Below are 11,904 nucleotides of genomic sequence, written 5' to 3' on the forward strand. Positions count from 1 at the left end.
TTAACTCAAACATTTCAAGGAAACTCAGTAACTAAAGGATTTTTGAATTAAACAATGATTGTATTAGCCAATGATGGAATCTCCGAAAAAGGGGTTCAGCTTTTGAAAGAGGCAGATATTATGGTTTTGGAAGCCAGAGTATCTCCTGAACACCTGAGCAAATTCATCAATGACAATAATGTTGATGTTCTTTTGGTGAGAAGTGCTACTCAGGTTAGAAAAGACCTGATTGACGAATGTCCCAATCTTAAGATTATCGGCCGTGGCGGTATCGGGATGGACAATATTGATGTGGAATATGCTATTGACAAAGGCATTTATATCATCAATACACCAAAAGCTTCCTGCAAATCAGTTGCAGAGTTGGTTTTCGCACATTTCTTTTCATTAGCAAGATTCCTTCACGAGAGTAATAGACTGATGCCTTTGGAAGGCGAAACTAATTTCAATGCACTGAAAAAATCATTCAATAATGCGACTGAACTTTCCGGAAAAACCTTAGGCGTTATCGGAATGGGAAATATCGGCATTGAAGTGATTAAAATGGGAATTTCTCTCGGAATGAAAATCTTAGCTTACAACAGAACACCGAAAACTGAGAACATTCAGCTTAGCTTTTTCGATGGTCAATCTTTGGATTTTGAAATTAAATCAGTAAATTTAGATGAAGTTTTAAAAAACTCAGATTTCATCAGCCTTAATACAGGTAAAACAGATGAATATCTTATCGACTCCAAAGAACTAAAATTAATGAAGGAAGGTGTTTTCATAACGAACACTGCAAGAGGCGGCGTTATCAACGAAGTTGCTCTTTTGGATGCCATAGAAAGCGGAAAGGTTTACGGTGCTGCCTTAGACGTTTTTGAAAAAGAACCAACGCCGGAAGTTCTGATTCTAATGAATCCCGCTCTTTCGCTTTCTCCACATGTTGGTGGCAATACAATGGACGCCCAAAACAGAATAGGAGAAGAATTAGCACAACAAATTATAAAAATAAAAGCTCAACTATAATATATATGCCAGTATTTAAACCATTTAGAGGAATCAGACCAAATCCTGATTTTATTGAAGTTTTCCCTACTTATTCTTTGGATAATTTTACGCAGGAAGAAATCAATAAAAAAGCTCAGGTTGATGATTCTTATATCCAGATGATAAAGCCTGCGGTTGTAAGTAAATCAAAAGATGTTGACAGGAATCTGAGAAAAATAAGGTCTAATTTCGAAGAATTATTGGACGAGAAAAAGTTAACTCAAGACGATTCCGCTTACTATCTATATGAGCAGACGCTTCCTGACAAAACAAGCTTCAGAGGGTTAATGGGTCTTGTAAGTGTTGATGACTTCTGGGAAGGAAAAATCAAAAAACACGAATCCACCATCACTGAAAGAAGAATGAAAATGGCACATTATCTTGAAAAAGTAGGTGTGCAGGCTGAGCCAGTTCTTTTGACGTATCATTCTAATTCCAAAGTGGAACTTCTGATGACACACGAGCAGAAGAATGTTCCTATCATCAATTATACCGATGATAAAAAAGTAAGACACAAGATCTGGAGAATCGACAACCGCCTGAAACTTCAGCAATTCAAAGAGGTTCTTGATCCAATTGATTCTTTTTATATCGCTGACGGACACCACAGAATTGGTTCTGTTGCAGAATATGCTAAAAAGCAAAGAGATAAATACAAAAGATCTCACGGTACGGAACATTATAATTTTGTTTACAGCTTCATTGTTTCCAACCAATCCATCAAGATCAACGATTACAATCGTCTTCTCAAAGATCTTAACGGGCTGTCCGATGAAGACTTCTTAGAAAAACTAAAAGAAGATTTTCAAATCCACGAAAAAGGCGAAGCACCCTATTTCCCTTCTCAAAAATTTCACATCAGTATGTATCTTGGCGGTAAATTTTACAGTTTACACGTAAAACATAGTATTCGTGAAGAGCATAAAAATGGTAACGATCTGGATCATCATTTGGTGGATAAGTACATTTTTGAGAATATCTTAGGAATCGAAAATGCAAAACATACCGATAAGATCACTTATCAGAAAGGAACTTCCGATATCAATGGTATTTCTGAATTAAAAGAAAAAGTGGATAGCGGAGAATATAAAGTCGGGTTTGGTATCTACCCTATCAGCTTTTCGGATCTGTTGAAAATTTCTGATAAAGAAATCAAAATGCCCCCAAAATGTACCTTAATTGAACCTAAACTAATTACAGCTTTGATAATGTACGATATGAAATAGATAAATGACAAAAAGGAACAATTTTTTGTTCCTTTTTTATTACCCATACATGAACATTTTAACTTTTTATATTGAATTTCAATAATTTAAACAATAAAATATTAATGAAAACAGCAATAATCAAATAAAATTAACATTAGTTAATTTTAATGTTTATCTTTACTCAGCAAAACACAAAGGGTATATCAATTTAATCATCAAATATGTATCCGAAAGAATATATCAATTGTGACCAAGAACCAATTCATATTTGTGGAGAAGTTCAGAGCTATGGTTTTTTGCTTGGGACGCAAAACTCCAGAGTTATTTTTTACAGTGAAAATATTTTAGATTTATTTTCTCTTGATCCTTCCATTTTGGGAAAAGATATTCAGGTATTATTTAATAATATTGGAATTGATGTCAATTGGGAGAACTATTCCAACACAGAAGATCTTGCAATACAGCACATTAATTTTAGAAATATAGAATATACTTTAAGTATTCACACCAACGGTGGGTTCACCTTTTTTGAAATGGAAAAGGTAATCCCTAATCATAAGATCAATAAAGAATATGCGGCAATACAGCATATTCTTAGAAATTCTAATGATGAAAATATTTGGAAAGTCTTGTTAAAAGAGATCCAAGATGTTATTGATTATGACAGAGCAATGATCTATCAGTTTTTATATGATGGCAGCGGTCAGGTCATAGAAGAATTGGTTAAACCTAACCTAGAAAGCTATCTCGACCTTCATTATCCTGAATCTGATATTCCTGCACAAGCAAGAGCACTTTATCTCAAAAATCCCGTTAGAATCACTTCACACGTTTCCGGGCAGACTTACCCTATTGTTGGCTTAGTTCCTAAGGAAGAAATCGATTTAACTTATAGTATTACGAGAGCATCCTCACCTGTTCACAGAGAATATCTGAAGAATGCCAAGGTAGAATCCAGCTTCAGCACGTCCATTATTGTCAATGGAGAATTATGGGGAATGGTTGCCTGCCAGAATGCTGAACCCAAACATCTTGATCTCCAATCTAGATTATTGGCAGAGACATTGACAAGAACTTCTGCAAATACATTTGCTTCTTACAGATCTTTGCAGACTTTGGAAGAATACCAGAGAATAAATCTAAGTAACATCTCCCTTCGTCAAAATCTTTTGAGTGAAGAAGATTTTGGAAAAGCTTTGGAAACTAATATCAGGGATATTATGGATAGCTGTGCCGCGGATGGGATGATTATTAAAATTAATAATGAAATCTTAACTGCGGGGAGTGTTCCCAATCACCCTGATATTGAGAAAATCATCAATTGGAGCAAAGAGAATAACCTGAACTTTGAAGAGAATATTTATATCTCCAATACGCTTTGTCAAGATATTAATGTAGAATTGGACAATCCGGAAAAAAGCTGTGGCATTATCATCAGCGTTCTGGGAAATAATACATCAGATATGCTGATATGGTTGAGAAAAGAACAGGGACAAAAAATAAAATGGGCCGGAAAGCCTGAAAAAGGTATCATTTCTGAAATAAAAGACGGTGTAGAAATCATCAAATTTTCTCCCAGAAAATCTTTCGAAGTCTGGAAAGAATATGTCAAAGGCACTTCTCTGCCCTGGAAAATCAAGGAAATTGAATCCGCAAGATGGATCACATCTGTTATCCTGAAAGCTTCTCATACCAAATCTTCACAGATTGTTGATCTTAATAATCAATTAAAGGAGCTGAATCAGGAACTGGACTCATTCTCGCACACTATTTCTCACGATCTTAATACGCCACTGACTGTTATAAAACTAAATGCACAACTGGCGCAAAAAATTCCTGATCCGGAAAATGTTCAAAAAACATTGAGTAATATTATTACCCAGGTGGATACAATGAGCGAAATGATCCGAAATGTTTTAGAATTAAGTAAAATTAAAAAATCAGAAATAGAGCTAAGGAGAGTTGAAGTAGACTCGCTAATTAGTAAACTTGCAGAAGATTCCAAGATCAGCTTTAATTCGCCGCATACCGAGATTGTCATTGAAAACACGCCGGAAGTTTTAGGCGATAAAACAATGGTTTATCAGGTCTTTGTTAATGTGATCGGCAATGCTGTCAAGTATTCTTCAAAATCCAGCAAACCAATGGTGAAAATCGAAGGTGAGGTTTATGAAGACGCTGTAACTTATAAAATTACTGATAACGGAATTGGGATTGATAAAAAAGAATCGAACAAAATGTTCAAGATTTTCAGCAGGATGAATAATGCGAAAGAATTTCACGGAAATGGCGTTGGTTTGAGCATCGTCCATCATCTGATGGAGAAAATGGGTGGAAAAATCAGCTATGAAAGTGAAAGCGGAAAAGGAACAACCTTTACATTAAAATTTCAAAAACCAAATTATGATTTCAGTATTTCTTAAAGAACAAACAAAACAGCAACACGACGAAACAGAAGCCAACTTACAATCGCAGAAAATATTCGATAAATCTTACACACTTGATGATTACAAAAATCTCTTGATCCATAATTATAAATTGATCAGCAGATACGAACCGCAAATCCATGAAAAATTAAAAAATTACCCGGAACTTAAGCTGGGATTAAGGTCCAAAATTGATGCTCTTAAAACTGACTTAAACAAACTTAATATCCTGACCGAATCAGAAACTCCGGCTCATAATCTGGAAAACGAAGCCGAAGCATTCGGAGCTTTATATGTTATGGAAGGTTCTACTCTTGGTGGGAATGTCATTGCAAAACAGCTTAAAAAAAATCCGGAATTTGAGAATGTAGATTTCAACTATTTTGGAGTTTATGGAGAAAACACAGGATCTTATTGGCAGGAATTCAAATCAATAATCGATGAGAAGATATCAGAAGAACAATATCAGGATTGTGTGAAAGGCGCTAAAAAAGCTTATCAATTATTATCATAAAAAAACGGAGCGAATAATGTCGCTCCGTTTTTTATATAAGTTCAGATTACTTTTCAATCTTTACCAGCTCAACGTCAAAAACCAACCATGCATTTGGCGGAATAACACCTCCTGCTCCTCTTTCGCCGTAACCTAAAGCTGGCGGAATCAGCAACGTTGCGGTTTCACCTTCTTTTAACAAAAGAATTCCTTCGTCCCAACCTTTGATTACCTGCCCAACTCCGATCGGAATATCAATTGGCTGTCCTCTTTTAAAAGAGTTGTCAAACTCTTCCCCATTAACCAATTTTCCTGCATAATGAACAGCAACCGTTTGTCCTGGCGTTGGATTAGCTCCGGTTGAAGTTTTAGTAATTTTGTAATAAAGACCGGAAGGCGTAGATTGCATTCCTGCCTTAAGACCATCAACCAGCTTTTGTTGATTGGCTTTGAATTCTTCTTCTTTTTTCTTCTTATCAGCCTCAGCTTTTGCTAAATAAGCTTTGTTGTTTTCCTGGATTTTTGCCTTTCCTTCATTGAAGATTTTTTCAGCATCGTAATGTTTGTATTTGTCACCTTTGCTGAAGATGGCAACTTTGTTAAGCACTACGTCTGTTTTTGGTTTGTCCTGAGCCCCTTTTTCTACATTTGCAATAGAATCGATCACAGCTTCACCTTTTACAACCTTACCAAAAATTGTATGCCTTCCGTCTAGCCAAGGTGTTGCAACTTCTGTGATGAAAAACTGGGAACCATTGGTATTAGGGCCGGAATTAGCCATTGATAGGACTCCTTTCCCTGTATGTTGAAGGTCATTTTTCTCATCATCGAATTTGTAGCCCGGATCTCCCATTCCGGTTCCTTGCGGATCTCCACCCTGGATCATAAAATCTTTGATTACTCTGTGAAAAATAGTCCCGTCATAGAATGGCTCGCCTTTTTTCTTAGATTTATTTTCGATTTTACCTTCAGCAAGACCAACAAAATTAGCAACAGTAACCGGAGATTTTTCATCTTCGAATTTGACCAAAATGTCACCTTTACTTGTTGTCAGATTTCCATAAAGTCCGTCTGGCAGACTCTTGTAAGTTTCTTTGTCTATTTCCAATGTTTTACAGTTTAATAATGTTAATAATGTTATAGATAATGCTATAAATTTCTTCATTTTATTTATGCGTTAATTTTTATAATACTTTTACTTTGATGATTAATGGCATATCATTCGGAACTTTTTTATTATCACCGTAAGTTCCGTAAGCCAAAACCGAAGGCACCAGTAATTCTGCCTCCTCTCCTTTTTTCAGATATCTTATTACATCTTCTACCGCATCCATTTCTTTAAAATGACCAAATTCCACATTGATGTTTTCTATTGGTGTGTCGTATAGTTTTACCCTGTCAAAATCGTAAATATAATATTGATAAGAGACTTTTTCACCATTATTCTTACGGTAGTTTTTCTCTAGATTTTCTATATTCACCCAATAGTTCATCCCCATAGGATAATATTTTACATTCTGAGATTTTATCCAATCCTCGATTTGATTTCTTTCAAGAGTATTGAGTTCTTTTGTACGGTTTTTAGAAACTTCCAGTTCGCTTTCTGACATAAACTGTTCTTCAGGATGCTGCGCAGGTGTTTGCTTGGCACAAGAAGCGGTAAGAATTAAAATCGATATGTAAAATAATTTGTTCATTCTGTAATGATATTTCTAAAATGCTCGAAAATCTTTTGCGAAAATAAGGATTTTGCCAGACTTAATTGTTATCAAAAAACAAAAACCGGAAGCAATTTTCCGGTTTTCATTCTTTCAATTTATCTTTAATTATTTAATTCTAAAGACTGTAAACATGTTCTTCTACCAAAACTCTCCATCCAAAAGGATCTTCGGCTTTATTAGTCTGGATATTAACAAGATCATTTTTAAGTAATGAAGCATAACTTTCTTCTTCAGAAAGCTGTGGTAAAACCAAATGCTCGCCTTGATATCCCAAGGCCTGAAAAACACTTGTAACCACTGCAGTCCCTACTCCCCAGACTTCTTTCAAAGTTCCATTTTTCTGAGCTTCTATGACATCGGAAACTTTTACATTACCGATAACAACTTCAATTCCTCTATTTTTTGCAAGCTGGATAAAGCTGTCTCTTGTAACGCCATCCAGGATTTTATCTGAAGTTTTAGGTGTATAAATTGTATCGTTGATTCTTACAAAAACGTTCATTGTTCCACTTTCCTCAAAATATTCGTGTGAACAATCGTCTGTCCAGATGATCTGCTCATATCCTTCTTCTATCGCCAACTGGGTTGGATAGAAAGAAGCAGCATAATTTCCTGCCGCTTTTGCAGCACCTACACCTCCACTTGCTGCTCTTGAGTAGTGATCGGCAATCTTAACAGAAACCGGAGCGGTATAATAATTTTTTGCTGGCGTTGCCACAATGGCAAACATATACTTCTCGGAGATTCTCGCTTTCAGGGCTTCTTCTGTTGCAAACAGCAAAGGTCTTAGATATAAAGACATTCCTTCTCCGTGAGGAATCCAGTCTCTGTCAATATCCACAAGAGCTTTTAATCCGTCCATAAACATTTCTTCGGAAATCTCAGGAATTGCTAATCTTTTTGCGGATTTGTTAATACGCTCAAAGTTCTTTTCCGGACGAAAAAGAAATACCTGACCATCTTTATCCTTATAAGCCTTCATTCCTTCAAAACAAGCCTGTCCGTAATTGACCCCCATCATAGCAGGGGTAAAACCGATAGGACCATAAGGAACCAATTGAAGATCCCCCCATTTCCCATTTTCGTATTCACAAATAATCATATGATCTATAAAAGTGTTTCCAAAAGAAAAATTATTAGGATCAAATGATGAAATTCTTGGATTTGAAGTTTTTTGAATTATCATTTTTTAATTTTTTGTTGAGGTATTACAAATATATAATAATTTTTTAATAATCAAAATTTAGTTTAATTTTGTAAAAAAATACTTTGAAAAGAGAATTAATCAGCACCAGCGACGGTAGTAAAACTTTATTAATCAGTGAATTAAAAGAAACATACCATTCTAAACACGGTGCACTTCAGGAAGCCAATCACGTATTTATCAAAAATGGACTTAATTTGATAAATAGTTGTGAAATTAATATTTTAGAGTTGGGTTTTGGAACAGGTCTTAACGTTTTGGTAACATTTGATGAATATTTGAGAAATGACAAAAATCATGTAATCAATTATTTTGGTGTGGAAAAATATCCGATTTTTTTGCAAGAAGCGACCGAATTGTCTTATTCTGAATTATTTCCGAACCCAATTGTCCAAAATATGTCTCTTAAAATCCATGAAACAGAATGGGAAAAATTAGTTGAACTAGATGTTAATTTTTATCTTAAAAAAATAAAAGACGACTTCTTTAATATAAAAAACATGGACTTACCTCCTGTTGATCTGGTTTATTTTGACTGTTTCGGAGCCAGAGTACAGCCTGATCTTTGGGAGAAAGAATTATTTGAGATTGTTGCTTCCAAAATGAAAACAGGAAGCTTGCTGACAACCTATTCTTCCAAAGGAAGTGTGAGACGAGCCTTGCAGGAATTAGGATTTGAAGTAGAGAAAAAACAAGGTCCTCCCGGAAAAAGAGAAATGATCAATGCCTGGAAAAAATAATTTCCCTAAATTAGGCACTGCAAATCACAATATATGATAGACAAAATCAACATTCGGGTGTATGCACTTTGTATAAAAGACAACAAAGTTCTTGCACTTCACGAGGAATATGCCGGAGATCATCTTCTTAAATTGCCCGGCGGCGGATTGGAATATGGAGAAAGCACTTTAGAATGCCTGAAGAGAGAGTTCCAGGAAGAACTGAATCTTGAGATTGAAATTAAAGACCACTTTTATACACAAGACGATTTTCTGGTTTCCAGATTCCGGGATAATGAGCAATTGATTACAATTTATTACTTGGTTGAAATCTTAAATGAAGAAGATTTACTAATCTTAGATCCTTGCATAGAAAAGACAGAATGGATTCCGTTAGAAGCTGAAAATCCTTTTCCATTACCAATTGATAAACGCGTTTTCGACATAGCAAAACAAAAATTCCTGAATTAAAATTCAGGAATTTTTTATTTAATTTCTTTATAATTATTTTACTTCAACGAAATTAACATCGCCTTCGTATTTTTTATCAATAATCAAAATCATTGCAGTTTGAGTTGTGTAAGATTGATTTTCTCCAACCAATTTTCTGTATTTAACCTCAAGAATATTTGCGTTCTTTCGGATTGAAACCGGCTTTAGTTCTACACTTTGGTTTGAAGGATCTTCGATTTGTGCGATGACAAATTCTTTAGAAAAATCAACTGGCGTTGGTTTTCCGTTCTCTCCCATTGTTGTTGCCATTCCAAAAACCTGGTCGAATTCTCCCTGCGTTTCAAATTTCGGATTGTCAATCGCAGCATCAATGTTATTTTTAACGAAATAATTTTTCGCTTCTCTGTAAGGGATTTCTTCATTAAGAGTTGAGTCTCCTGATTTAACTGATGAATTGCAATTAATTAAAATCAATAATACTCCAATGAATGGGATCAATTTTTTTATAATCATGACACTTGTTTTTTCATTCTTCTTTCTAATTCTTCACGCTGATAGTCTCTAACGGTTTTACCCGTTCCGTCGTGTCGCCAGCCTGGAGAATAGAAAAGATATTTTAGTTTATCTGTAAATTTTAAGTCAGGCTGTTTCAGGTCTTTTGCAATTTTTTTCCATTCGTAGAAAACTAAATTCACAGGACCTTTGTCCTCCATTTTGGGATAGATTCCGTATTTGATCGGAACTTCGGGAACTTCTTTTTCAAATGTTCCAAAAATTCTGTCCCATATAATCAGCGCCATTCCCATATTCCTGTCCAGATAACGAATGTTGCAGGCGTGATGAACTCTATGATGTGAAGGTGTAACCATGAACCATTCCAGGAAACCAAGATTCTTAACAGTCTGCGTATGCACCCAAGTCCCATAAACCTGTAAAACCGAATAGGCAACCATAATATGCCAAGGATTGAATCCTAAAAATGCCAATGGCGAAAAGTACAAATACCTGTATAACGGTTGTAAAACAGGACTTCTGAAGCCTGTTGTTATATTGAAATGATCCGAACTATGATGTGTAATATGAACTGCCCAAAATGCCCTGGAATGATGATCTACATAATGCAAAACATAATAAGCAAAATCCTGCAAAACAAAAACAGCTACAAAATACCAAACATTGAATTCCCAAGTAAAAAGGCGATGATGGTAAAAGAAAAACATCACAGCCATAGATACTCCTTTCATCAGAAGATCTAATCCATAATTGAGAATAGCCAGATAAACATTGGATAAAACGTCTTTGGTCTCGTATAATTTTTCCCGGTTGAAATGACTGTAGATCATCTCGCCTAAAATGACAATAGCATGGATTGGGATAGACCACATATAAATAATCCCCTGACCATTTTCACTGAATATTTCGTCTAACATGTTTAATTAGTTCTTATAAATTCCCAAGAAGATCTTCGTATTTTTTCAGGATAATCTCTTTGGAAAATCTGGATTTAATAGATTCTTTAATATTTTCTCTGTTATTATTTTTATAAACAGCGTGTTTTATTCTATCTGCAAAGTTATCATAATCCTCGATATCAGCTATTTCGCCGTTGATTTGATCAATAATAATTTCGTCAATCCCGCCGGGACAATTATTGGTTAAGGAATAAATTCCACAAACTCCTGCTTCTAAAAGGACATTAGGAAAACCCTCGTAACGTGATGACAAAATGAAAAGATCCGCAAACTTGAGATATTGATAAGGATTACTTTTTTTACCATGAAAAATAACATGATCCAAACCGAACATCTCTTTCATCTGAATCAACATTTCCTTGTCACGTCCATCTCCCAGAATATGAAGCAAAATATTCTGATTTTTAAGTCTTGAAAAAACTTTCAGAAGATTATCAAAACCTTTTCTTGCTGATAGATTTCCAATGGCAACCACATTTTTGTGCTGATGAGAAAATTCTGCCGGACGTTCAGATTCATTAAGTTTTTCTTCAATAAAATTAACATCCACAGGATTATTGATCTTAACCAATTTCTTTTTTTTGATGCCGAAATTTTTGATCAGATCATTTTGCATATCATTACTTTGAGCAATGATTTTATCATAACTATTATAGAATTTATAAAAAAATCTGATCTCTTTCCTCGTCACGTGTTGCGAGACAACATTAGTCTCCCGGGCAATGAATCTTGTATTCGGAAATAATCTTGTAAACAAAGACAAATATGCATTTATTTCTCCAAAACCCGAAAAGACAATATCCGGTTTTCTTCTTTTTATTTCTAACAGAATCGGTTTGAGAGAATGTCTGATTCTCGGAGTCTGGATATCGATAATTTCAACATCGGGTTTCAGAAAATCAAGATAAGCGCCTTCTTTTCTCAACAAAAGAATAGAAGGAGAAAACCTGTCCCTGGGAAGATGATTGGCAATTGTTGTCACAATTCTTTCCGCTCCTCCAGTTTCCAAATCGGGTAATATGAAAATGATTGACTTTTTCATACGTAGATGCTCATTTTTTTCAATGTTGATCTAAATCACTATTTGTTTAGCGATTTCATCAATCAAAATTACAAAACCAAAATGGGAATTCCTATAAATAAAAATGCCGGAAAGTTTTCCGACAATTATTATAT

12 protein-coding genes are annotated in these 11,904 nt (G+C 34.9%); 6 read left to right on the forward strand and 6 right to left on the reverse strand.

Annotation, left to right across the window (positions count from 1 at the left end; all coding sequences use genetic code 11):
• The first annotated feature begins 54 nt into the window (after window positions 1-54).
• The 4 genes from AC5P2S_RS09060 (at window position 55) to AC5P2S_RS09075 (ending at window position 5,180) form a co-directional block, all read left to right on the forward strand.
• A complete protein-coding gene (locus AC5P2S_RS09060) occupies window positions 55-1,011 on the forward strand; it encodes a D-2-hydroxyacid dehydrogenase (RefSeq protein ID WP_494554695.1) in 957 nt (318 codons plus the stop codon).
• A gap of 5 nt (window positions 1,012-1,016) precedes the next feature.
• On the forward strand, window positions 1,017-2,258 hold the full coding sequence (locus AC5P2S_RS09065) for a DUF1015 domain-containing protein (RefSeq protein WP_283415442.1): 1,242 nt from the start codon (window positions 1,017-1,019) through the stop codon (window positions 2,256-2,258).
• Between the two features lie 203 nt (window positions 2,259-2,461).
• Entirely contained in the window at window positions 2,462-4,663 is a 2,202-nt protein-coding gene (locus AC5P2S_RS09070) for an ATP-binding protein (protein ID WP_494554696.1), read from the forward strand.
• Complete coding sequence (locus AC5P2S_RS09075) at window positions 4,644-5,180, forward strand: biliverdin-producing heme oxygenase (RefSeq protein WP_283415444.1); 537 nt, start codon at window positions 4,644-4,646, stop codon at window positions 5,178-5,180. Before AC5P2S_RS09070 ends, AC5P2S_RS09075 begins: the two co-directional genes overlap by 20 nt.
• Before the next feature lie 46 nt (window positions 5,181-5,226).
• Here AC5P2S_RS09075 and AC5P2S_RS09080 read toward each other — a convergent pair whose 3' ends face one another.
• The 3 genes from AC5P2S_RS09080 to AC5P2S_RS09090 all read right to left on the reverse strand — a co-directional run bounded on the left by AC5P2S_RS09080 (window position 5,227) and on the right by AC5P2S_RS09090 (window position 8,066).
• Window positions 5,227-6,324 (reverse strand): peptidylprolyl isomerase, encoded by a 1,098-nt coding sequence (locus AC5P2S_RS09080; RefSeq protein ID WP_494554697.1) that lies wholly within the window; start codon window positions 6,322-6,324, stop codon window positions 5,227-5,229.
• A 19-nt stretch (window positions 6,325-6,343) separates the two neighbouring features.
• Window positions 6,344-6,856 carry an FKBP-type peptidyl-prolyl cis-trans isomerase gene (locus AC5P2S_RS09085; protein WP_494554698.1) on the reverse strand — a complete coding sequence of 171 codons (513 nt, stop codon included), beginning with the start codon at window positions 6,854-6,856 and terminating at the stop codon, window positions 6,344-6,346.
• Window positions 6,857-6,995: 139 nt separating this feature from the next.
• Window positions 6,996-8,066, reverse strand: a complete 1,071-nt coding sequence (locus AC5P2S_RS09090; protein ID WP_283415447.1) for a branched-chain amino acid aminotransferase — start codon at window positions 8,064-8,066, stop codon at window positions 6,996-6,998.
• Between the two features lie 83 nt (window positions 8,067-8,149).
• Between AC5P2S_RS09090 and mnmC2 the strand changes: the two genes are divergently transcribed.
• Together mnmC2 and AC5P2S_RS09100 are read left to right on the forward strand one after the other, a co-directional pair.
• Entirely contained in the window at window positions 8,150-8,824 is a 675-nt protein-coding gene (gene mnmC2, locus AC5P2S_RS09095; protein ID WP_494554699.1) for a tRNA (5-methylaminomethyl-2-thiouridine)(34)-methyltransferase MnmC2, read from the forward strand.
• A gap of 33 nt (window positions 8,825-8,857) precedes the next feature.
• Entirely contained in the window at window positions 8,858-9,274 is a 417-nt protein-coding gene (locus AC5P2S_RS09100; RefSeq protein ID WP_494554700.1) for an NUDIX domain-containing protein, read from the forward strand.
• Window positions 9,275-9,307: 33 nt separating this feature from the next.
• On the opposite strand, the gene AC5P2S_RS09105 is transcribed toward AC5P2S_RS09100, so the two are convergent.
• The 3 genes from AC5P2S_RS09105 to AC5P2S_RS09115 are packed head-to-tail and all read right to left on the reverse strand — an operon-like array spanning window position 9,308 to window position 11,770.
• Window positions 9,308-9,769: a hypothetical protein gene (locus tag AC5P2S_RS09105; RefSeq protein ID WP_494554701.1), complete on the reverse strand. Its 462-nt coding sequence runs from the start codon at window positions 9,767-9,769 to the stop codon at window positions 9,308-9,310.
• Window positions 9,766-10,686, reverse strand: a complete 921-nt coding sequence (locus AC5P2S_RS09110) for a sterol desaturase family protein (protein WP_494554702.1) — start codon at window positions 10,684-10,686, stop codon at window positions 9,766-9,768. The genes AC5P2S_RS09105 and AC5P2S_RS09110 overlap by 4 nt, the downstream gene beginning before the upstream one ends.
• 13 nt (window positions 10,687-10,699) lie before the next feature.
• Window positions 10,700-11,770: a glycosyltransferase gene (locus AC5P2S_RS09115; RefSeq protein ID WP_494554703.1), complete on the reverse strand. Its 1,071-nt coding sequence runs from the start codon at window positions 11,768-11,770 to the stop codon at window positions 10,700-10,702.
• Window positions 11,771-11,904 lie beyond the last annotated feature (134 nt).

The organism is Epilithonimonas sp. 33E, from assembly GCF_059372615.1.